This window comes from Dietzia sp. oral taxon 368, assembly GCF_002999155.1.
Classification (GTDB): Bacteria; Actinomycetota; Actinomycetes; order Mycobacteriales; family Mycobacteriaceae; genus Dietzia; species Dietzia cinnamea.
On record NZ_CP027238.1, the window covers coordinates 558,256 to 580,565 of the forward strand.

Sequence of the window (22,310 nt, forward strand, 5' to 3'; positions counted from 1 at the left end):
ACGCCCCAGGACCCCTACATCTTGTGCCTCACCGCATCACCGGCGAACCCCAGCTACGCACTCCGGATCCGGAAGAGCCAGTTATCACTCAGCGACTCAAGCGATCTGAGAGAATCATTCGAAAGCTCCACCGCTCGGTGGGGTCGCCGCATGGCCGCACGACCCTCGACCGGTTAGAGGATATCGGCGGGGTCCGAGTCATCCTCCCGGATCAGGAGGCGGTCCAGATGCTCGCCGATCGCATCGCACAGCGCTGGGACGTTCACCGGGATCGCGACTACGTCAGCAAGCCTCAAACCACGGGGTACTGGGCTCGTCACATCGTCGTCATCCGGGACTCCCGCTTCGTCGAGATCCAGCTCCGCACACCCTGGGAGCAGTCTTGGGCGGACGCCGTTGAGGCAGCGGACAACAGACTCGGTCTGACTCTCAAAGACGGCATCGGGCCCGAGTCGATGATCACCTACTTCGCCCTCGCAGCCAAGCAGCTGCGTGCCCGCGAGTTGGGGACTAAAGTGGACCAGGCTACCCTTGAGGCCTTTCGCAGAGCCCGCGAGCAGGTCGTTCACGAGGGTTACTACAAGGCATAGGAGGCTACGGTGGCGCAGTCGCTGATTCACTTCCTTCTTGTCTACAGCTTTGATGCCGGGAGACTCATCCGCGAGGAGGAGTTCACCGACACACGGATGGCGGTTACTGCCTACGAGGCTGCTGAGGCTGAGTTCCGCAACAGCGACGAAGTGGCGCGGTTCGAGGTCGTCCTAGTGGGAGCCGACAGCATCGAGACAGTAATGCGGACCCACGGTCATTACTTCAAAGACGCCGACGAAGCGATGTTCGCGGACCTCTTAGCCAGCCACTAACCCCTCTGGAGCACACCGCACCCGGGCGGGGGCTGGCGGGTGCGGCAGAGCACGTCCAATCGACACGCGGAACTCAGGCGGGGAATCGGCGGGCTCGTCGTCGTCACATAGCCACGCCCACACCCACCACGGCGACGGACCGCTCCCGCGGCACCGGCGTGAGTGGTGCGCTCAGGGCGGGTATCCCGCGCCGACGGTGACGCTTTTTCCTAAGAAGGTCCACATAACCGCCGATGGGAGAGTTATCGTGTGACCACGCCGAGGCGTGAGCCGCCCTCGGCAGGCGCGCCCCGAGGCCGGCTCTCGGTAGACGAACCACAGCCGCCCTCGCCCCTCCGGCCGGTCCCGCACACGACGCGCGGGGCCGGTCGGTTGGGTTGCGACCCTTGTCGTCGTCGCCACCCGATCCGCCTGCCGAGCCGGTCGCCAGTGTCCGAGTCGGATGCGAGAGTGGTCCCATGGCGACTAAGGGGCAGAAGGAGTCGGTGAAGGTCGACGGGCGCACCGTGCGCTTCACCCACCCCGACAAGGTGCTCTACGAGGCCACCGGCACCACCAAGGCCGACGTGCTGGAGTACTACACGGCCGTCGCGCCGCTGCTCATCACCTATGCCGGCAACCGGCCCGTCACCCGCAAGCGCTGGCCCGACGGCACCGACGCCGACTCCTTCTTCGAGAAGAACCTGCCCCAGCACGCGCCCGACTGGGTGCCGCGCGTGTCGATCGAGCACTCCTCGCGCACCGTCACCTACCCCGTACTCGACTCCCCCGCGACTCTCGCGTGGTTCGCCCAGCAGGCCGCCCTCGAACTGCACGTGCCGCAGTGGACCCTCACGAATGGCGAGCCGGGGAGAACGCGGCGGATCGTCATCGACCTCGACCCGGGTGAGGGCGTGGAATTGGATACGACGGCGAAGGTCGCCCTCCGCGTCCGAGACCTGCTGTCCGAAGCGGGACTCGAGGCGTTCCCGGTCACCAGCGGCTCCAAGGGCATCCACCTCTACGCCCGGCTGGACAAGGCCGTCACCGCCGCCAGCGCCTCCAAGGTGGCCAAGGAGATCGCGCAGTCCCTCGCCAAGCAGACCCCAGACCTGGTCACCGCCACCATGAAGCGCTCCATCCGCGACGGCAAGGTGTTCGTCGACTGGAGCCAGAACAGCGGCGCCAAGACCACCGTCGCGCCGTACTCCCTGCGCGGGCGGGCCGAGCCGTGGGTGGCCGCGCCCCGCTCGTGGGAGGAACTCGGCGACGGCGGCCTGACGCACCTGCACTGGGACGAGGTGCTCAAGCGACTGGACGCCGACGGCGATCTCCTCGACGGCCTCGAAGGCACGGTCAAGAAGAGCGGCTCCGCCAAGAAGAAGGCGTCCTCGTCCGGCCCGACGTCGCGGGCCAAGAAGTCGTCCGGGGGCAAGAAGAGCTCGTCGTCGTCGGATGACGAGGACCCCGAGCCCGCCGACACCAGCTCGACCGACGTCGAGGGCTGCGACGCCGAGCCCACCAGCGCCGACGCCGTGGTCACGAGTCTCGAGGAGTACCGCCGCAAGCGGGATCGCCGCAAGACGCCCGAGCCGTTCGAGGGTGAGGTGGAGACCGATCGCTCAGGGGGCGACGGGCCCATCTTCGTCATCCAGGAGCACCACGCGCGCCGCCTGCACTACGACCTGCGGCTCGAACACCACGGCGTCCTGGCCTCGTGGGCCGTGCCCAAGAACCTGCCCACCGAGCCCAAGGACCGGCGGCTCGCCGTGCACACCGAGGACCACCCGCTCGGCTACGAGACGTTCGAGGGCACCATCCCCAAGGGCGAATATGGCGCCGGCCACATGACCGTCTGGGACCGCGGCACCTACGAGTGCGAGAAGTGGCGCGAGGACGAGATCATCGTGTGGCTCGACGGCGAGAAGGTCTCCGGCAGGTACGTACTCGTGCGCACGAGCGCCGAGAAGAACCAGTGGATCGTGCAGTACATGAAGGACCAATCGCCCGACTCCTTCTACGGCGGGCGCGACAATCCGAAGTCGTCGTACCCGGACGATGACAAGCGTGCGCGCGGCTCCGGCGACTCCGATAGTTCCGACGGCAAGGCACGTTCGCGTTCCACCGACCGGTCCGACAGCGCCGCGCGCCCCGACGCTCCCCCGCTGCCCATGATCCCCACGGCCGCCGAAGTGACCGAACTGCCCGACGACACGTGGGCGTTCGAGGGCAAGTGGGACGGCTACCGCGTCACCCTCGCGACCGACGGCGCACAGACGCGCCTCGTCAGCCGCAACGGCAACTCCATGGACTGGCTCGCCGACGGCTTCCCCGGGCTGGCCGAAGCGCTCGAGCGGCGGGCGGTTCTCGACGCCGAGTTGGTGATCCTCGACGCCAACGGCGTGCCGGACTTCGCGTCACTGGCCAAGCAGGCCGCCGCCGAGGGCAAGGACTCGTCACTGCCGCCGGTCGAGCTGTTCGTCTTTGACGTGCTCGAGGTCGACGGCGTGGACCTGCAGAAACAGGCGTGGGAGCGCCGCCGTGAGGTGCTGGACCTGCTCGCGCCGGCACTGCGGGAGGTCGATCGAGTGCACGTGCCGGAGGTCCTCGACGGCCCCGGTGACCGCGCCCTGGCCGAGGCCGAGGAATACGGCTGGGAGGGCATCGTCGCCAAGCGCCGCGACTCGAAGTACGAATCCGGCCGCCGTTCCAAGGCCTGGCTCAAGCAGAAGCTGCTCACCACGACCGAGGCCGTCGTCGGCGGATGGCGGCCCGGCAAGGGTGGCCGCTCCGGCTCGCTCGGCTCCCTCCTACTGGGCCTGCCCGCCGAAACCGGCCTCGCCTACATCGGCCGCGTCGGCACCGGGTTCACCGACAAGCAGGCCCGCGCCCTGCTCGACGAGCTCGAGCCGCTGCGCCGCAGGACCAGCCCCTTCGTCGAGCAACTGCCCGCAGACGCCCGCCGCGACGCCGTCTGGGTGACGCCCAAGATCGTCGTGGAAGTTCGCCACCAGGGCTTCACCGACGACGGCAACATGCGCCAACCCTCCTGGCGCGACATCCGCCGCGACAAGCTGCCCGGAGACCTGTAGCACCAGCACTCGACCTCTGTCCGGTGTCCAGGGACAGCGATGTCCGCAGATTGGCACTAGATCGCGACTTTTCAGTCCAGAGTGGCAATGAGTCCCAATCAGTTTCCCAATGTGGGTACAGAGTGCGAAGAGCAATGTTGGTCGGGCTCCCGCCGTCGCCAGGGCCTCGGTTGCCACTATGCATTAGCTCTGACCTGCAGTGCCCTGAACACGGGCCGCAGGGCACCGCAGGTCAAGGCGGGTGGCGGCCTGCCGGGCTACTCCCCCACCCGCGGCCGCGGTCACAGCTCAGCGACATACGGATTCGTCACCGCACCGCGCCGTAGTCGGGCCGGGATCACGAACAGCATCACCACGACGAAGACGGCCATCGCGGCCGCAGCGGTGAGGCCGCCCGCTGTGCCCGTCACCAGAGTGAAGATGAGCGCGACCAGACCGACCATCGCGACCGACAAGATCGCCAACCCGGCGCGGGCCAACGTCGCGGACAAGCGGAGCACGCGGTCCTTGCGGTGCGAGCGGAACACCGCGCGGTGAATCATCACCGGGGCCAGCAGCATCACCGACGAGATCAGGGTGAGCGACAGGACGACGAGATACAGGGCCCTGGCACCCCAGCTGATCTCCGCGAACCGCTCCTGGAACGGCACGACCAGCAGGAAACCGATCAGCACCTGACCGCCGGTCTGGACGATGCGCAGCTCTTGGAGCAGCTCGATCCAGTTGCGGTCGATCCGCTGCGCCTCGGTCTCGTCGCGCTCCCGGGGTCGGTCCACGTCCATGCCGCTCATCTCTCCGCGGAACCCTCATCGTTCCCCGGCCCGCCGGCGTCGAAGGGCGTTTCGCCGGGAATCGGAGTTCCCCGCCGGCCCGCCGGGACCGACTCGACTCGCCGGGTGATGGCGGCGCAGGCGGGTAGGCGGACCTCGTCGTCGTCGACCCTCTCTTCCCTGAAGCGCGGCGCGCGGCGGGGCGGCGGGTCGGGCAGCATGAAGGCATGGTCAAGTCGTCGAGTACCGCCGCCGTCGCCGCCGCCACCGGCCGTTCGTGGGAGGACTGGGTCGAGCTGCTCGACCGAGAGGGCGCCCGCGAGCTCAAGCACACCGCGATCGCGCGACTGACGCTGCAGCACATGCCCGAGTCTGCGGAGCAGCGCGAATGGTGGGCGCAGTCGGCGGCCGTCGCCTACGAACAACACACCGGCCTGCGCGTCCCGGGACAGTCCTGCGACGGCGACTTCCAGCTGTCCACCTCGAAAACCGTGGCCGGCGACAAGGACGCGGCGCTGGAGGCGTGGATGGCGCTCGTCGGTGCGCGCGAGGAGTTCGGCGGGGTCGAGATCGAGGCCGAGCCGTCCACCTCGAGCACCGAGGAGTGGCGCTACTGGCGGGTGCCGCTGGCGGATCGGACCCGCGTGGCCCTGAACTTCAGCGACAAGGCCGGCGGCAAGTGCACCGTCGGCGTGGTGCACTCCAAACTCGACTCCGCCGAGGCCATCGAGTACTGGCGGCCCGTGTGGAAGGAGCTGCTCGGGCAGCTATGAAGCCCACGGGTTGATGCCTTTGACGCCGAGCGGGTGGAAGTGGCGGCGGTCGAGCAGGGCACCCCGCCGGCCAGATCGTGGGCACCGACCTCGCGTACGTCATGCTGCTCGACCCCGAGCGCGGCGACACCTACATGCGCATGGCCGAGGGCGCGACCAGCCCCCGCTTCGACACCATCCGCCTCGGCATGGGACTCGGCCTCGGCGGGCAGGTCGCCGAGGCGATGGCACCTCGCTGGACCCGCAACTACCTCGCCGACGAGCAGTACACCCACGTCATCGACCCGATCATCATCGACGAGGGCGTCAAAGCCATCCTCGGCGTCCCGGTACGCACCTTCGGCCGGCTCACCGGGATGCTGTTCACCTCCGACCGCACCGAACGCGACTTCACCCAGGACGAGATCACCCTCCTCGCCCTGCTCGCCGACCAGGTCTCCGCCGCCCTCACCGCCGCCGAACGCGCCACCCGACGCCGCCGCGAACTCGACGCCACCCTCGACGCCCTCGACGCCGCCCACGCCGAGACCGCCCGCCTCGCCGGAATCGTCGACCTCCACGAACGCCTCACCCGGCTGGTCGTGGCCGGGGCCACCGTCCCCGAGATCGTCGACCTCGTGGTGGACATCGGCGGAGGGTCCGCCGCCGTGTTCGACCTCGCCCACCGGGAGATCGGCTGGGCGTGCCCGCCCGAGGGACCGCCACTCGACCTGCTGCGGCGGGTCGTCGACGACGTCGCCGCGGACACCGAGCGGACCGACGGACCCGTCACCCGGTCGGTGGACGGCCACCTCGTCGTCGTCACCCCGGTCGTCACCGGACCCGACCACCTCGGGTACGTCACCTTCGCCAGCCGCGGACCCGTCCCCGCGATCGGGCGGGCGCTCGGGCGCGTGGCCTCGGTGATCGCGCTGATCCTGCTGGGGCACCGCGCGCGCGACGAGGCCGACAACCGCGTGCGCGGCGAGCTGCTGGCCGAGGTGTTGGCGCCCGGCGAGCACGACCTCGAGGCCATCGGCCGGCGCGCCGCCCTGCTCGGCGTGGACGTCGACACCGACCTCGTCGCGCTGGTCATCACCCCCGCCGAGGAGCGGATGCCGCGCGCGCTGCAGGCCGAGTGCCGCGCGCTCGCCCGCGTCGACGACGGCTTGGTCACCACGTACGGCGACCGCGCCGTCATGCTGCTGCCCGGGTCCGACGCCGGGGCCACCGCCCGCGATGTGGCCGCCCGGCTCGCCGCGCATCAGGCGACCGTCGGCGGCTCCGGGCCGATCGCCGGGGTGGCCGGCCTCGCCGATGTGGGCGATCACGTCGAACGCGCCCGCCGGGCCGCCGGCTGCTCATCGCGCTCGACCGCGCCGGTTCCGGTGCCGCCGCCGAGGAACTCGGGCTGTACGGGCTGCTGTTCAGCGAGGCCGACCGCGAGTTCGTGGGGCAGTTCATCGAGCGCAACCTCGGGCCGGTGCGCGCCGCCGACCGCGCCCGCGGCACCTCCCTGCTCGACACGCTGCAGGCCTGGTTCGCCGCCGACGGCAGCCCGTCCGCGACCGCCGACCGGCTGTTCGTGCACGTCAACACCGTCTACCAGCGGCTCGACCGACTCGACACGATCCTCGGCCCCGGCTGGCGGCGCGGCGACCGGGCGCTCGAACTGCGGCTCGCGCTGCGGATGGCCGAGCTGCGGGGGGTCTGAGCGGGGCGGGGTGGAGCGCCAGGGGCCGCGAGCTCGCCTGGCGCCTGCCGTCTCGCCCCGGCGACACGGGGCGCGGCGGGCGGCGGGCGGCGGGCGCGCTGACCTGCGGCGCCCTGAACATGCCTTCCAGGGCGCCGCAGGTCAGAGGTGGTATCGGCGCGGAGGCCGATGGGCAGACGCTCAGGCGTCTAGGGTCAGACGGCTGTGTGCGGCACGGGCACCGACTCGATGGCGGGGAAGTTGCTCTTCGCGTATCCGGCGATCGATCGGATGCCCGCGATGTTGATCGTGCCGCCCACGGCTGCGCCCGCCACGGGCACGACCTTCACCAGGTTGATGGACCCCGTGGTGCCGAACTTGGTCACCAGCCGGAAGCCCACCGCCTTGTTGATCTTGGTCAGGACAGTGCCCGGCACCCTCTTGAGGGCCGCAATCGCCGTCTTGGTGCCGATCTCGACGCCGGCCTTGGACATCGCCTCGACTCCGGCGGAACCGATCAGCGACACCGCGATGACGCTGCGGACCTCCTCACTGCGAACGTCGTAGCCGCGCAGGTGTGCGACCGCCGCGATCATGCGGGTGGCACGCGTATAGAACACGGTGACATCGGTGGGGAGCGCCACCGCCATCGTGGCCAGGCCCCCGAGCCCGGAGACGAAACCCGATGCGCCCACGACCCTGGTGTGCGTGGCGATGATCCGCTTGATCGCCTTCTCCGCGTCGTTCCCCGAGTGCTTCAGTGCCTCATCGGCAATGGCCTCGGCGCTCTTGACGGGGCCGAAGCCTTTCACTCCCGCGTCGAGGATGAAGTCGATGGTGGCGGTGGCTGCCGCCTCCATATCGCCTTCGGAGATCGACTTGGTGATCTCCTTGACACGCTTGGGTTGGGCGATTGCCATGAGGGGCGCCTTCCTGACAGGCCTGAGGGGACGGTTCTCACGACGGCCGATCCGTGAGTCCGCGGCGCCGGGCGAGGGAGACTCAGCACCGGAAGGAAGGATAAGCACTATTTGGCTCTGATGGTTAACGGTGTCGACTATTAAGCGAGAACCGTTGTGCCAGCCTCTGAGCTTTTACCCGTCTGACCTGGGGATCCCTGAACGGGGCCCGCAGGGAACTGCAGGTCGAGCCCGATGCGGCGGCCTGAGAACGGCATAACACTCTGCCTCCGCCGCTTTGTCGGCGGTCACGCGAGGCAGTGCGGCACCTGGCGGAGAACTGTGGTGTAACCACTGCGAGCCTCTAGCCGATTTTTCGCAATGGTCACACCAAAGTTCAGGCCCCTCCACGGCCAGGGTCCGGCCCCGGGCCTGAAGCGGCATGGCGCACCAGCACGCAAACCCCTGACCTGCGGTGCCCTGAACGGGTGCTCCAGGGCACCGCAGGCCAGAGGCGGTGACAGCGCCCGCCACCGGGCGCGAGACCTCGCCGATCAGATCGCCAGCGCCGCCGAGACGTCGTGGGCGGCGGAATCGTCGGAGGCGCCCGAGTGCGAGATCCGCCCGGACTCCATCACGTAGTAGACGTCCGAGGCGCGCAGCGAGAAGCCGACGTGCTGCTCGACCAGCAGAACGGACAGGTCGCCGCGGGACGCGAGCTCCACGATGATCCGCTCGATCTCGGCCACCACGTTGGGCTGAATGCCCTCGGTGGGCTCGTCCAGGACCAGCATCCGCGGCTCGGTGATCAGCGTCCTCGCGATCGCCAGCTGCTGGCGCTGACCGCCGGAGAGGAGGCCGGCCTTGCGGTCGAGCAGCTCGCGCAGCGCCGGGAACAGGTCCAGCGACTCGTCGATCAGCGCCTTGCCGCGCTTGCGGCCGTCGGCGACCAGCTGGAGGTTCTCGGCGGTGGTGAGCTGCGTGAACGACTGCTGCCCCTGCGGGACGTAGCCGATCCCGCGGGCCACCCGCGCGTGCGGACGCAGGCGGGTGATGTCCTCGCCGTCGAAGGTGATGGTCCCGCCCTTGCACGGCAACAGTCCCACGGCGGTGCGCAGCAGGGTGGTCTTGCCGGCGCCGTTGTGGCCGAGGATCGCGGCCACTCCCCCGGCGGGGACCTCGAGGTCGACACCGTGGACGACCTCCGAGCCGCCGTAGCCCGCGCGGACGCCGGACATGCTCAACAGTGCGCTCATCGCGGGGTCTCCTCGGTGTCGGCGGCGTCGGTGTTGGTGGCGGCGTCGGCGTCGGCGTCGGCGTCGGCCAACTCGGTGCCGGTCGCGGCGGCGGTGCCCAGGTAGACCTGCTGCACCTTGGGGTCGGCCTGGATCTCGGCGACCGTGCCCTCGGCGAGGACCTTGCCCGCGGCCAGGACTGTGACGGAGGTGGCGAACGCGCGCATGAACTCCATGTCGTGCTCCACCACCACGACGGTGCGGTCGGCGGCGATCCGCTGCAGCAGCTCGCCCGTGGCCTGGCGTTCCTCGGCGCCCATGCCGGCGACGGGCTCGTCGAGCAGCATGACGTCGCAGTCCTGCACCAGCAGCATCCCGATCTCGAGCCACTGCTTCTGCCCGTGCGCCAGCACCCCGGCCTTCGTGCCGGCCAGGTGCTCCAGCCCGATCGTGGCCAGCGCCTCGGCGACGCTCTCCTCCCGGCCGTGGCGCCGCCGCAGCAGGGTGAGCGGCCCGCGGTGAGCGCCGGCGGCGATGTCGAGGTTCTGCTCGACCGTCAGGTCCTCGAACACCGACGCTGTCTGGAACGTCCGGCCGATCCCCAGCTTGGCGATCTTGTGCGTCTTGAGCCCCAGCACCGGCTGCCCCGACTTGTCGACGGTGCCGGTCGCGGGCACGAGCCCGGTGATCGCATCCACCACGGTCGTCTTGCCGGCGCCGTTGGGCCCGATGAGGAACCGCAGGTCGCCCTGGATGAGCGTGAGGTCCACGCCGTCCACGGCGCGGAAGCCGTCGAACGTCACGGTCAGGCCGCGGACCTCGAGGTAGGTGCCGGCGCCCTGCTCACGGCCCGCAGGGCGGGATCGGGTGGACGCGGCGCCGGGCGGCCGGAGCTCTGCGCCGGTGAGGGTGCCCGCCGAGAGGGCGGCACCGATGCCGAAGGCGGTGGAACGGGTCATCGGGGCTCCTCGGTGGCGGGGTCAGTGGTGGCGGTCGCGCTGGCGATGGTGGTGTCGGACGGTCCGGCCGCCGCGGTGGTGGCGGGCCGGTCGGGGGTGGTGGAGCTCGTCGTCGTCGTACCCACGGGCGCGTCCACCTGCGCGGTGTCACGCGCCGCGCGCCGGCGCCGCACCGCGAACAGCGACGCCAGGCCGCCGGGCAGGAACCCGACGACGACGATGAACAACACGCCCTGCAGGTAGGTCCACTGCGACGGGTAGGCCTCGGAGAACGCGGTCTGCGCCCACGCCACGCCGATCGCGCCGAGGACCGGGCCGAGCAGGGTCGCGCGGCCGCCGATCGCCACGCCGATGAGGAATGCGATCGACGGCGCGATACCGATCGCCGACGGCGAGATGATCCCGACGATCGGCACGAACAGCGCCCCGGCGATCCCGGCGGCGAACGCGGCCACGGCGTAGGCGAACGACTTGATCAGCGCCGGGTCGTAGCCGAGGAAGCGGGCGCGCTCCTCCTGGTCGCGCACGGCCACCAGCAGCTCGCCGAAGCGGGACTGCATGAGCTGCCGCACCAGCAGCACCACGGCGAGCAGCGCGCCGCCGGCGAGGAAGTACAGCATCCGCCGGTTCGCGGGGTCGGACAGCGCGAAGCCGAAGAACCCGGTGAAGCGGTTGAGCCCGTTGGAGCCGCCCAGCTCGGGACGGCTGACGAGGAAGATCGCGGCCGCGGCGGCCAGGGCCTGCGAGAGGATCGCGAAGTAGGCGCCCTTGACCTTGCGGTGGAACACCAGGTAGCCGAACCCGAACGCCAGCAGCGGCGGGACCAGCAGGATCACCGCGATCGTGAACCCGGGCGAGGCGAACGGCACCCAGTAGCCGGGGAGCTCGCGCGTGCCGGCGATCTGCATGAAGTCCGGCAGGGCGTCGGGACCGCCGCGGTCGCGGGCGTCGGAGAGCTTGAGGAACATGGCCATCGCGTAGGCGCCCACGCCGAAGTACACGCCCTGACCCAGCGTGAGCATGCCGCCTCGCCCCCACGCCAGGCCGATGCCGCTGGCGACGATCGCGTAGCAGAAGAACTTGGCCAGCAGGCCCAGGCGGAAGTCGCTGAGCAGCAGCGGCGCCAGGCCGAAGATGACCAGCGCCGCCACCGCGAGCGCGGCCCAGAACATCCAGCGAGACCGGGGCGGTGGGCCGGCGTCGGCGGGCGGGGTCGCCGGTGGAGTGGTGGTCGGCGTAGTCGGTGACGACGACGAGGTGGTCGTCGCGGCCGCACGGGCAGTGGTGGTGTCGGTCATGCCAGGCTCCTGGTCTTGACGGCGAACAGGCCCTGCGGTCGCACCTGCAGGAAGAAGATGATGGTGACAAAGACGAGGACCTTGGCCACCGAGGCGGTGGTGGAGTATTCGAAGAACGAGTGGAGGACGCCGAGCGCGAACGCTGCGATCACGGCGCCCCGCAACTGGCCGAGGCCGCCCACGACCACCACGAGGAACGCGTCGATGAGGTACGACTGGCCGATCGTGGGGCTGGTCGAGCCGATGAGCGTGAGCGCCACGCCCGCCACCCCGGCGAGACCGGAGCCGATGAAGAACGTCGTGATGTCGGTCCGGCGGGAGCTGATGCCGGACGACTCGGCGAGGTCCCGGTTGAGCGTGACGGCCCGGATGCGGCGGCCCATGGGCGTGAACTTCATGGCGGCCATGACGGCCGCGACACACGCGATGGCCAGGACGAAGATGAACACGCGCGTCAGCGGCACCGACGCGCCGAGCAGCTCGACGCTTCCGCGCAGGAACTCGGGCACCTCGACGTTGACGGCAGGCGCGCCCCAGATGTCGCGGGCGATCTGCTGCAGCACCAGGCCCACGCCGAACGTCACGAGCAGGGTGTCGAGCGGACGGGCGTAGAGGCGGCGGATGAGCGTGACCTCGAGCAGCACGCCCAGCAGGCCGCCCACTACGAACCCCAGCACGAGCGACAGGGCCAGGCCGGCGCCGGAGGCGGCCATGATCTGCTGCACGACGTAGGCGGTGTAGCAGCCGGCCATGATGAACTCGCCGTGCGCCATGTTGATGACGCCCATCTGCCCGAACGTCAGGGATAGTCCGAGGGCGGCGAGCAGGAGGATGGAGCCGATGCTCAATCCGGTCGCGAGTTGTCCGATGAGGATGTCCACACCGGCTCCTTTCTCCGGGTCCCGCCCTCCCCCGCTCCCGGCCTCGGTTCAGGGTCCGGGCGGGAGCGGGGTCGGTCGGGCAGGTCGGGTCGGGCGGTCTTGTCGGGCGTCAGTTACCGGACAGGTCGCCGGCCCAGTCGTAGGTCTCGAGGAACGGGTCGGGCTCGATGGGCTCGCCGGAGGTCCACACCTCGTAGATCAGGCCGTCGGGGCGGATCTCGCCGACGATGGCGGTCTTGGAGATGTGGTTGTTCTCGCCGTTGATGGTGACGGTGCCCTCGGGCGCGTCGAAGGTGACGCCGTCGGCGGCGTCCTGGATGGCGTCGACGGCGAAGGAGTTCGCCTTCTCGACCGTGTTCTTCCACAGGAAGACGGAGGTGTAGGCGGCTTCCATGGGGTCGGAGGTGACGCGGTTCGCGCCGTACTTCGCCTTGAACGCGTCGACGAACGCGGTGTTCTCGGGGCTGGAGTTGGTCTGGTAGTAGTTCCACGAGGTGAGCTGGCCCTCGATGTTGGCGGCGCCGATGCCCTGGACCTCCTCCTCGGCGATCGACACGCTCACCACCGGGGTGTCCTCGGCGGACAGGCCGGCGTTGGAGTACTCGCGGAAGAAGGCCACGTTGGAGTCGCCGTTGAGCGTGTTGAACACGGCGTCCGGGTTGGCGGTGCGCACCTTGTTGACGATGGTCGAGAAGTCGGTCGAGCCGAGCGGGGTGTAGTCCTCGCCGAGGATCTCGACGTCGTTGGCCTCGGCCCACGCCTTGATGACGCGGTTGGCGGTCTGCGGGAAGACGTAGTCCGAGCCCACGAGGTACATGGACTTCGCGCCCTGCTCCTTGAGGTACTCCAGGGCGGGGACGATCTGCTGGTTGGTGGTGGCGCCGGTGTAGAAGATGTTCTCCGAGGCCTCGAGTCCCTCGTACTGCACGGGGTAGTAGAGCAGCGCGTTGGCGTCTTCGACCACCGGCAGCATCGCCTTGCGGGAGGACGAGGTCCAGCCGCCGAAGATCGCCGCGACGCAGTCGCTGGTGATGAGCTTCTGCGCCTTCTCGGCGAACACGGCCGGGTCCGAGGCGCCGTCCTCCACCACGGGGACGATCTGCTTGCCCAGCACGCCGCCGTCGGCGTTGATCTGCTCGATCGCCAGGGCCACCGAGTCGCGCACGGTCTTCTCGGAGATGGCCATGGTCCCGGACAGGGAGTGCAGCGAGCCGACTTTGATCGTGTCCCCGGCGGTGTCCACGCAGGACTCGGCGGCGCCCGCCGTGGCGGTGTCGCTGGTCTTGCTGCCGCACGCGGTGAGCGCGCCGGCGCCGAGCAGGACCAGTCCAGCGGTGGCCAGCGCGCGCCGGGTGCGGCTCGGGCGCCGGGCTCGGCTCGGGCGCTGGCTCTGACCGGAGGAGAGGGAGGTGGAGTTCACGTGATTGACCTGACCTTCACTGACCGGCTGTCGAGGGTGCCCGCGGGATGCGGGGCTCGAAGCGCGATGCGGATAAAGGTATGGACAACATGTGAGTCGGCTGAGTCGCCGATGTTTCGCGACCGTTGCCTCTACCGGCGTTGTGTGAACGCTGCGTGACGCAAGTCAGGCGGCCGTGCGGCGGGTGCGGGATGCCCGCGGCCGGGAGGCGGAGGCAGTTCCCCGGCCGGTCAGCTCTTGCGCAGGTCGGGCACCGCCGCCCCGAGCAGGTGCATGCGGGCCGCGGACCACACCGCTCGCACGGCGGCCTCCACGTTCTCCTGCCCCCGACCCAGCACTCGCAGCCACGCACCGCAGCCGTCGGGCAGGGTGCTCACGCCGCAGCGCACAGCCGATCCCGCCACCGCGCTCGTCGCGCCCCCGAGCCCGTCGGCCGCCTCTCGCATGACCCCGGCGAGCTCCTCGGCCGGGCCGGGCGCGACCACGAACAGCGTCCCGATCGCGTCGGCGTCGCCGGTGACCAGCGGGTGCCCGGCATCGTCGCGGGTGATGCGGGTGGTGTCCACGACGAGCGGGACGCCGCCGGGTCGGGTGATCTCCACCGCCGAGACGTAGGCGTCCACGTCCCAGCTCTCCCCGCGGGCCACGCGTCCGGCGGTGAGGATGTCGGCCGCGATGAGCGTCGCGTCCTCGGGCACCTCGGCCCGCAGTCGCTGTTGGAACCGGCTGCCGCCGTACGGGATGAGCAGGTCGGGCAGCCACTCGCACACCGCGCCGTCGCCGAGCCGCAGGGTGACGTTCTGCGTGGCGTACCCGACGTCCATGCGGTGCACGCGGTTCGCGGCCTGCGTGGTGACCAGCGCATGGGCCCTGTCGCCGAGCCGGACGTCCATGTCGAGCCGGTCGCCGCCGACGATCCCGCCGCCGGTCGACATCACGTACACCACCGGCATCCCCGGCATCGCCGGGTCGAGGTACAGCGGCCGCATCACCTGCAGCGGCGACTTCTGGAAGCGGTCGGCCAGCACGGTCCGGCCGGCGAGGCCGGCAGCACGGGGATCGCGGGCGCGGCGGAAGTCCAGGTCGAGCACGCCCACCTTGCCGGGTGAGCCGACGGGCAACGCCCCGGGCCCGGTCTGCGGTCCGGCGGCGACGACGGGCCAGACGAACCCCGGGTCGGCGGCGCGGGTGAGTCGATCGCTCGCTGTGCCGGTGTCCTGTCCGGTGTCCCGCGGCGCGCTCACCGCGCGGGCAGCAGGTCCGCCCGGCGCGACTCGAGGTAGTCCAGCACCTCGTCGATGCCGGTGCCGGACAGGCAGTCGGTGAGCGCGACGGGCTTGCCCGAGCGGACGCGGTCGGCATCGGAGGACATGACGCCCAAGTCGCAGCGCACGTACTGGGCAATGTCGATCTTGTTGATCACCAGCAGGTCGCACTCGGTGATGCCGGGTCCGCGCTTGCGGGGCATCTTCTCCCCCTCGGCGGTGTCGAGGACGAAGAGGAACAGGTCCACCAGCGCCGGCGAGAAGGTCAACGTGAGGTTGTCGCCGCCGGACTCGAAGATGAGGGTGTCGACGTCGGGGTGGTCCTCGAGCATCTCGGCGCCCACCGCGAGGTTCATGGTGGGGTCGTCGCGCACGGCAGTGTGGGGGCACGAGCCGGTCTCGACGCCCACGACCCGGGCCGGATCCAGCACGCCGGCCAGCGTGCGGCGGACGTGCTCGGCGTCCTCCTGGGTGTAGATGTCGTTGGTGATCACGGCCGGGGTGCGGCCCCGGGCGATCAGCTCGGGGACCAGCGCCTCGATGAGCGCCGTCTTGCCGGAGCCCACCGGCCCGCCGATCCCGATCCGCAACACCTGCTGTGCCTCTGCCATGGACGAGACGCTAATGCAGTCGTGTTTCGATTCTGTTGCGTGCCGAGCCGCTGACCCGCCGGGCCTAGTTCCTGGGCAGAACCACCGCGGCCAGCACGGTCGCCGTGGCGGTCAGGCCCAGGACCATCGCGACGGTCCCCGGCCATCCCGCCAGGTGCAGAAAGATCCCGCCCGCGAACCCGAACAGCGATGAGCCGCCGTAGTAGCCCAGGTTGTACAGCGACGAGGACTGGGAACGCCCTGCCACCGCCGAGGACCCCGCCCAGCCCGAGGCCACGGCATGCGCGGCGAAGAACCCCACGGTGAGGATCACCGTCCCGGCGATGATCGCCCACAAGCTCATGACCAAGGTGAGCGCGGTGCCCGCCATCATCGTCAGGTTGCCGGCGATCAGCACCGGCTTGCGGCCGAACCGAGAGGCCAGCACGCCCGCCCGAGGCGCCGAGAAGGTGCCCGCGAGGTAGGCCAGGAAGATGAAGGACACCAGCCAGATGGGCAACGAGAACGGTGGGTCCGCCAGGCGGAAGCCGAGGAAGTTGTAGACGGCGACGAACCCGCCCATCGTCAGGCAGCCCTGCAGGTAGATCACCCATAGGGCCGGGGAGCGCAGATTCCCCAGCAACGCGGCCATCGCCTCGCGCAACCGGGTGACGCGAGGGGTGAAGTTCTGGGCGCGCGGGGCGGTGCGCAGGAAGATGAGCACGCAGAGCACCGCGAGCCCGGTGACCAAGAGCATCCCGAGTTCCCAACCGATTGCTTGCCCGACGGGCGCGGCGATGATGCGCCCGGCGAGGCCGCCGATGGTCGTGCCGGACACGTACGTGCCCGCCGCGATCGCGGCGACCTTCGGGCTGACCTCCTCGCTGAGGTACGCCACGGCCAGGGCGGGCACCCCGCCCAGCATGAGGCCTTCGACGAACCGCAGGGCGAGCATCCACCAGAACCCGGGCATGATCGTGATCAGCGCCGCGCAGAGGCAGGCCAGGGCGATCGCGGTGAGCATCGCCTGCTTGCGGCCCACCGCGTCGCCGACATACGACCACGGAATCACGCCCAGTGCCACGCCGAGGGTCGCGGCGGAGATCATGAGCGCGGCCCGATCGGGGCTCACGTGGAGATCGTCCGCGATCAGAGGCAACAGTCCCTGGGGCGAGTAGAGCTGGGCGAACGTGGCGACGCCGATGAAGAACAACGCCGCCAGCAGCCGGCGGTACGGCGGGGTCCCCGGCTTCAGGCCCGTGCCGGAACCAGCCCCGTCGTCGTTCACAGGCCCTCCCGGTTCAGTCGCGCGCGTGTCTCAGGACCGCTCCGCGGCCGTGCCCCGGATTGTGCCCGGCGTCCCCGAGCCCGCGTCACTCGCGCCCCCTGACCTCGGCTGCCCTGGACGGGGTGTTCAGGGCACCGCAGGTCAGAGCGCTGCGGCGGGCCGGCGGGCCGGCGGGCGGCGCGGGCCAACGAACCAGCGGGGTCAGGACGCGAACAGTCGCGCCTCGGCCCGCTCGTGGTGGCACGACGCGAGGTCCAGCACCGGCGCGAACCCGCCGAGCTCCTCCAGCGACCGACCCACGGCGGCGTCGGCGACCTCGGCGATCACCGCGGCCGCGCCGCGGACGAGGGCCTGCGCACTGCGGTGATCGGCCAGGCGCAGCCGCAACGCGGCGCCCGAGAGGCTGATCACCAGGGCGGTGAGATCCGCGGCCACGGCCTCGCGCTGGCTCAGCCCGCCGCGGGCGTACACGACGCCCATGACCACCGACTGCGATCCCGGCGACCGGCGGGCCCGGACGTGGTCGTTCCACGCCGAGACCACCGGGTCGTCGAGCAGCTCCGCGGCCAGGTCGAGCACCTGCCTGCCGGTGCGCGTGGCGCCGTCGCGGAACTCGCGGGTCAACCGGGTGGCGTGGAGCCGCTGGTCGATGAGGGTCAGGGCGGCGAGAAGCGGGCCGGGGTCGGGGCCACCGGGCGCGCCGGGAGCAGGGGCCTGCCCGCCGTGCTCCCGCGTCGCCGCCCACGCGAGGGCCAGCGCGGTCGCCTCGGCGGGACCGGCGGAGTGGCGCAGGATGCCGTGCACGGCGTCGGCCACGGTCAGCGGCCCGGCGGGTCCGACAGCACCCGACTCGCGCAACCCCTCCAGCCCATGCGAGAGCGTGTACATGCCCGAGGGGAACGACGAGTCCGTGAACTGCAACGCCAGCAGCAACGTCGACAGGCCCGCGCGACCCGCGCCCTGCTCACCGTTTGCAGGGCGGCGGCCCTCGTCGTCGTCGGTACTCACGCCAGGTAGTGGAGCTGGGCCAACGGCAGCGTCGTGGCGGGGGCGATGGTGGCGGGCTCGCCGTCGACGGTGACGACGTAGGTCTCGGGATCCACCTCGATGGTCGGGCAGCGGTCGTTGCGGACCATGTCCTTCTTGCCGATCCCGCGGCAGCCGCGCACCGGCAGGCACGGCGAGGTCAGGCCCAGCTGCTCGGGCACGCCCGCCTCGATCGCGGCGGCCGACAGGAACGTCACGCGCGTGGACTGCAGCGCCCCGCCGTACGCGCCGAACATCGGGCGGTAGATCACCGGCTGCGGCGTGGGCAGCGAGGCGTTGGGATCGCCCATCGGCGCCCACACGATCATCCCGCCCTTGATCACCAGCGACGGCTTTGCCGCGAACGACTCGACGGGCCACACCACCAGGTCGGCGAGTTTGCCCGGCTCGATCGACCCCAGGTGGTCGGCGATGCCGGCGGCGATCGCGGGGTTGATGGTCGTCTTCGCGACGTAGCGGAGGACGCGTTCGTTGTCGTTGCGCGCGCCGCCGTCCCCGTCGGGCGAGGCCGCGACGTCCTCTGGCAACGGCCCCCGCTCGACGCGGCAGTGGTGGGCGGTCTGGAAGGCCCGCTGCCACGACTCGCCGATGCGGCCCATGGCCTGCGAGTCCGAGGAGAAGATGGAGATGATGCCCTCGTCGTGCAGCACGGTCTCGGCGGCGATAGTCTCCGCGCGCACCCGGGAGTCGGCGAAGCTCACGTCCTCGGGGATGTCGTGCGACAGGTGGTGGCACACCATGACCATGTCGAGCAGCTCGTCGACCGAGTTCACGGTGTACGGCAGAGTGGGGTTGGTCGAGGCGGGCAGCACGTTGGGCTCGCCGCACACGCGCAGGATGTCGGGGGCGTGGCCGCCGCCGGCGCCCTCGGAGTGGAAGGTGTGGATGGTCGAGTCGCCCAGCGCGGCGCGGGTGTCCTCGTAGAAGCCGGACTCGTTGAGGGTGTCGGTGTGGATCGCGACCTGCACGTCATACTGGTCCGCCACCTCCTGCACGCAGCGGATCGCCGCGGGCGTGGTGCCCCAGTCCTCGTGGATCTTCAGCCCCGCGGCGCCGGCCACGATCTGCTCGACCGCCGACTCCGGCTGCGAGGTGTTGCCCTTGCCCAGGATCCCGATGTTCACGGGCAGCCCGTCGGCGGCCTGCAGCATCCGCCCGATGTTCCACGCGCCGGGCGTGCAGGTGGTGCCCTTGGTGCCCTCGGCCGGGCCGGTGCCGCCGCCGAACAACGTGGTCACGCCGTTGCTCAACGCCTCGTCGACCTGCTGCGGCGCGATGTAGTGGATGTGCGTGTCCACGCCGCCGGCGGTGACGATCTTGTGCTCGCCCGCCACGACCTCGGTGCCGGGGCCGATCACCAGGTCCGGGTGCACCCCGTCCTGCAGGTGTGGGTTACCGGCCTTGCCCACGGCCACGATCCGGCCGTCGCGCACCCCGATGTCGCCCTTGACCACGCCCAGCACCGCGTCCACGATGATCGCGCCGGTGATCACCAGGTCGAGCGCGCCCGAGGCCCGCGTGCCGGCCGGGTCCTGCGCCATGCCGTCGCGGATCGCCTTGCCGCCGCCGTACACGGCCTCGTCGCCGTAGCCGCTGCTGCCGTCGGTGGTCACCGCGTTGTGGTCGGTCGTCACCTCGATCGTCAGCACCGTGTCCGCCAACTGCAGACGGTCACCGACGGTGGGTCCGTAGATGTCCGTGTAGGTCGCGCGCGGGAGCACGGTGGGCGGGCCCTCGGCCACGGGCACGGCGTCGCGCGGCGGGCTCACCTCGTCGTCGTCCCCTTCCCGCTCCTCGTGCAGAAAGCCCTGCTCGCGCATCCTCTGCAGCGCACGATGCCACACACGGGGGTCATCGAGCGGACCGTCGACGAGGCCGGAGAAGCCGTGACAGACGCGCGCGCCGGCGAAGTCGACGAGCCGCACCGCCCGCGTCTGGCCGGGCTCGAACCGCACCGCCAGCCCCGCGCCGATCGCCAGGTGCCGCCCGTACGCCGCGAGGCGATCGAAGCGCAGCTCCCGGTTGGCCTCGAAGAAGTGGTAGTGCGAGCCCACCTGCACGGCGCGGTCGCCGGTGTTGGTCACGCGCACCTCGATCGTGCCGCGGCCCGCGCCGAGGGAGATGTCTCCACTGCCGTAGAGGTAGTGCACCGATCCGGACATGGGGCTCCTAAGCTTCTGGTTGCTGGTGCAGGTCAGTGCGCGTGCGTGTAGACGGTGCCGTCGGCGGCGACGTGGGAGTGGGCGTAACCGTGGCCGTCCTCGGCGGCGTGGGCGGCGTCGATGCCGTCGTCGCCGTGGTCGAGCCGGTGGATCGCGTCGGCGACGCGCGTGTCGAGCACGCTGCGGATCGCCGCCGCCCCGAACAGGTGGGCGCCCTCGCCGGGCAGGTCGAGGCCGGTGACGGGCGCGGGCGCGAGCGTCGCCGAGACCAGCGCGGGCCGCCCGCCGCCGAGCGCGCGGACGCGTTCGAGCCCCTCGCCGAGGTCGGGGTCGGGCTCGTCGCCGCCGTGGAACGCCACCTCGACCAGGCCGGGCCGCCCGTACTGCCGCGCGAGCCGGGCGACGCGGTAGAGCTCGGCGTCGGCGAACGGGTCGATCGCGCGGCTCACCACGAGCGCCGAGCGCACCGCGCCGTGCCGCCGGATCACCGCGCGCAGGCGGCTGACCAGCAGGGTCGCATCACCGAACGGCGCGGCCAGAGCGACCCGCGCGCCACCCGGCAGGCGGCCCCGGACGTCGCGGAGGGTCCGCGCCGCGTCGGCGATCACCGTGGGCGCGCGGCCGAACGTCATGGGGACGACGACGACAACGCCGCCCTCCCCCGCCGGCGTGTGCACCAGGCCCGTCACCGCGTCGGCGAGATCACGGCCGGATCGCACCGCCGGGATGCCGAGGTCGGGCATCCCCTCGGACTCCGGTCCCAGGGCCGCGACGATCCGGGCGGTGGCCGGGTCGGTGTGCGCGTGGCTGTGCGCGGGGCCGGTCACGCGCTCTGCTCCACCGGCCCGATGGGGTCGTGCACCGTCACGAGCTTGGTCCCGTCCGGGAAGGTGGCCTCGACCTGGATCATCGCCAGGCGCTCGATCACGCCGTCCATGACCTGGCCCGCGTCGAGGACATGCCGGCCGAGGTTCATGCACTCGGCGACCGTGCGGCCGTCGCGGGCGTGCTCGACGATCTCCCACGAGATGAGCGCGGTGGCCTCGGGGACGTTGAGAAGCACCCCGCGGTCGAGTCTGCGACGCGCGACCTCGGCCGCGGTGAACAGGGTGAGCTTGTCCAGTTCGCGCGGGGTGAGCTTCATGCGTGGTCCTCTCGTTCGCGTCGACCGGTCAGAACGCTAGTGGGGTCGTGTGTCGGCTGTGTTACGCCCTGCGCGTCCGCCTCGATTGCGCCCGTCGCGGCTGTCACGATGAGCCCATGTCCCAGACCTCTGCCGCACGGACGGCGACCGACGACCCCGCGCTGCGCGAGCTCGATTCCGCGCCCGCGGACGATCTGCTGCCCGTCCTCACCGAACTCTCCGGCTCGAGGGCCTGGGCGCGGGCGGTGCTGGCGGGCCGGCCCTACAAGGACCGGGACACACTGCATGCGGCTGCGCGACGGGTGCTCGCCGCGCAGAGTGACGCCGAGGTTCTCGCCGCCGTCGACGCGCATCCGCCGATCGGCGCACGAGGGCCGGTGAGCGAGGCGTCTGCCAGAGAACAGAGCGCGGCCTCCGGGGCGGATGCCGACACGACCCGTCGTCTGGCCGAGGGGCAGCAACGCTACGCCGAGCACTTCGGGTACGGGTTTTTGATCTGTGCGACCGGTCTGAGCGCGGAGCGGGTCCTCGCCGAGCTCGATCGACGGCTGGTGATGACCCCGGAACAGGACCTCGCGGCCACCCGCGAGCACCTGGCCCGCATCAACGCCCTGCGGTTGGACCGCCTCCTCGAGGAAGGGGCCCTCTGATGTCTCTCAGCACTCATGCCCTCGACACCGCCACCGGCACCCCGGCGGTCGGCCTGCCCTACCGGCTCAGTGCCTCGGACGGGGCCGACCTGGCCACAGGAGTCACGGACTCTGATGGGCGCGGGCCCGACCTGGCCGCGGTCGCACTCGCCGCCGGTGTGTACCGCCTGCACTTCGACGTCGGCGCGTACCACCGAGCTGCCGGGGTCAGCGGCTTCTACCCGGAGGCCGTGGTGTGTTTCGAGGTGACGGACCCGGTCGCGCACCACCACGTTCCGCTGATCCTGTCGCCGTTCGGCTACAGCACCTACCGCGGCTCCTGA

21 protein-coding genes and 1 pseudogene are annotated in these 22,310 nt (G+C 70.9%); 8 read left to right on the forward strand and 14 right to left on the reverse strand.

Annotation, left to right across the window (positions count from 1 at the left end; translation table 11 throughout):
* Positions 1-23: 23 nt before the first annotated feature.
* From C3V38_RS02785 to C3V38_RS02795, 3 genes are all read left to right on the forward strand, one after another.
* The gene (locus C3V38_RS02785; RefSeq protein ID WP_106385018.1) at positions 24-590 is read left to right on the forward strand and encodes a RelA/SpoT domain-containing protein; all 567 of its coding nucleotides are present in this window, start codon (positions 24-26) and stop codon (positions 588-590) included.
* Between the two features lie 9 nt (positions 591-599).
* Entirely contained in the window at positions 600-863 is a 264-nt protein-coding gene (locus C3V38_RS02790) for a hypothetical protein (protein WP_106385019.1), read from the forward strand.
* Positions 864-1,321: 458 nt separating this feature from the next.
* On the forward strand, positions 1,322-3,934 hold the full coding sequence (locus tag C3V38_RS02795) for an ATP-dependent DNA ligase (RefSeq protein WP_106385020.1): 2,613 nt from the start codon (positions 1,322-1,324) through the stop codon (positions 3,932-3,934).
* A 281-nt stretch (positions 3,935-4,215) separates the two neighbouring features.
* On the opposite strand, the gene C3V38_RS02800 is transcribed toward C3V38_RS02795, so the two are convergent.
* Complete coding sequence (locus C3V38_RS02800) at positions 4,216-4,725, reverse strand: DUF6328 family protein (RefSeq protein ID WP_244881721.1); 510 nt, start codon at positions 4,723-4,725, stop codon at positions 4,216-4,218.
* A 206-nt stretch (positions 4,726-4,931) separates the two neighbouring features.
* On the opposite strand from C3V38_RS02800, the gene C3V38_RS02805 reads away from it, so the two are divergent.
* From C3V38_RS02805 to C3V38_RS18275, 3 genes and pseudogenes are all read left to right on the forward strand, one after another.
* The gene (locus C3V38_RS02805; protein ID WP_106385021.1) at positions 4,932-5,477 is read left to right on the forward strand and encodes a hypothetical protein; all 546 of its coding nucleotides are present in this window, start codon (positions 4,932-4,934) and stop codon (positions 5,475-5,477) included.
* Positions 5,478-5,554: 77 nt separating this feature from the next.
* Positions 5,555-6,763: pseudogene (locus tag C3V38_RS18270) on the forward strand (GAF domain-containing protein); the annotation flags it as partial.
* A 176-nt stretch (positions 6,764-6,939) separates the two neighbouring features.
* Positions 6,940-7,170: a PucR family transcriptional regulator gene (locus tag C3V38_RS18275; RefSeq protein WP_371412143.1), complete on the forward strand. Its 231-nt coding sequence runs from the start codon at positions 6,940-6,942 to the stop codon at positions 7,168-7,170.
* Between the two features lie 194 nt (positions 7,171-7,364).
* Here C3V38_RS18275 and C3V38_RS02815 read toward each other — a convergent pair whose 3' ends face one another.
* The 13 genes from C3V38_RS02815 to C3V38_RS02875 form a co-directional block, all read right to left on the reverse strand.
* The gene (locus C3V38_RS02815) at positions 7,365-8,069 is read right to left on the reverse strand and encodes an EcsC family protein (RefSeq protein WP_106385023.1); all 705 of its coding nucleotides are present in this window, start codon (positions 8,067-8,069) and stop codon (positions 7,365-7,367) included.
* Between the two features lie 533 nt (positions 8,070-8,602).
* Entirely contained in the window at positions 8,603-9,304 is a 702-nt protein-coding gene (urtE, locus tag C3V38_RS02820) for an urea ABC transporter ATP-binding subunit UrtE (RefSeq protein WP_106385024.1), read from the reverse strand.
* A complete protein-coding gene (gene urtD, locus C3V38_RS02825; protein ID WP_106385025.1) occupies positions 9,301-10,242 on the reverse strand; it encodes an urea ABC transporter ATP-binding protein UrtD in 942 nt (313 codons plus the stop codon). Before urtD ends, urtE begins: the two co-directional genes overlap by 4 nt.
* Positions 10,239-11,414, reverse strand: coding sequence for an urea ABC transporter permease subunit UrtC (gene urtC / locus C3V38_RS02830; RefSeq protein ID WP_254426130.1), 1,176 nt, complete (start codon positions 11,412-11,414; stop codon positions 10,239-10,241). The genes urtD and urtC overlap by 4 nt, the downstream gene beginning before the upstream one ends.
* A gap of 122 nt (positions 11,415-11,536) precedes the next feature.
* Complete coding sequence (urtB, locus tag C3V38_RS02835; protein ID WP_007633467.1) at positions 11,537-12,421, reverse strand: urea ABC transporter permease subunit UrtB; 885 nt, start codon at positions 12,419-12,421, stop codon at positions 11,537-11,539.
* Positions 12,422-12,530: 109 nt separating this feature from the next.
* Complete coding sequence (urtA, locus tag C3V38_RS02840) at positions 12,531-13,763, reverse strand: urea ABC transporter substrate-binding protein (RefSeq protein WP_106386334.1); 1,233 nt, start codon at positions 13,761-13,763, stop codon at positions 12,531-12,533.
* Positions 13,764-14,071: 308 nt separating this feature from the next.
* On the reverse strand, positions 14,072-15,085 hold the full coding sequence (locus tag C3V38_RS02845; RefSeq protein ID WP_082904602.1) for an urease accessory protein UreD: 1,014 nt from the start codon (positions 15,083-15,085) through the stop codon (positions 14,072-14,074).
* Complete coding sequence (gene ureG, locus C3V38_RS02850; protein ID WP_106385027.1) at positions 15,082-15,717, reverse strand: urease accessory protein UreG; 636 nt, start codon at positions 15,715-15,717, stop codon at positions 15,082-15,084. Before ureG ends, C3V38_RS02845 begins: the two co-directional genes overlap by 4 nt.
* A gap of 64 nt (positions 15,718-15,781) precedes the next feature.
* Positions 15,782-16,984 (reverse strand): MFS transporter, encoded by a 1,203-nt coding sequence (locus C3V38_RS02855; protein WP_082904603.1) that lies wholly within the window; start codon positions 16,982-16,984, stop codon positions 15,782-15,784.
* 201 nt (positions 16,985-17,185) lie between these two features.
* On the reverse strand, positions 17,186-17,992 hold the full coding sequence (locus C3V38_RS02860; protein WP_106385028.1) for an urease accessory protein UreF: 807 nt from the start codon (positions 17,990-17,992) through the stop codon (positions 17,186-17,188).
* Positions 17,989-20,193 (reverse strand): urease subunit alpha, encoded by a 2,205-nt coding sequence (gene ureC / locus C3V38_RS02865; protein ID WP_106385029.1) that lies wholly within the window; start codon positions 20,191-20,193, stop codon positions 17,989-17,991. The genes C3V38_RS02860 and ureC overlap by 4 nt, the downstream gene beginning before the upstream one ends.
* Before the next feature lie 32 nt (positions 20,194-20,225).
* Entirely contained in the window at positions 20,226-21,020 is a 795-nt protein-coding gene (locus tag C3V38_RS02870; RefSeq protein WP_106385030.1) for a cobalamin biosynthesis protein CbiX, read from the reverse strand.
* On the reverse strand, positions 21,017-21,337 hold the full coding sequence (locus C3V38_RS02875) for an urease subunit gamma (protein ID WP_106385031.1): 321 nt from the start codon (positions 21,335-21,337) through the stop codon (positions 21,017-21,019). The genes C3V38_RS02870 and C3V38_RS02875 overlap by 4 nt, the downstream gene beginning before the upstream one ends.
* 116 nt (positions 21,338-21,453) lie before the next feature.
* Between C3V38_RS02875 and C3V38_RS02880 the strand changes: the two genes are divergently transcribed.
* Together C3V38_RS02880 and uraH are read left to right on the forward strand one after the other, a co-directional pair.
* A complete protein-coding gene (locus C3V38_RS02880) occupies positions 21,454-21,987 on the forward strand; it encodes a 2-oxo-4-hydroxy-4-carboxy-5-ureidoimidazoline decarboxylase (RefSeq protein WP_106385032.1) in 534 nt (177 codons plus the stop codon).
* Positions 21,987-22,310 carry a hydroxyisourate hydrolase gene (uraH, locus tag C3V38_RS02885; RefSeq protein WP_106385033.1) on the forward strand — a complete coding sequence of 108 codons (324 nt, stop codon included), beginning with the start codon at positions 21,987-21,989 and terminating at the stop codon, positions 22,308-22,310. Before C3V38_RS02880 ends, uraH begins: the two co-directional genes overlap by 1 nt.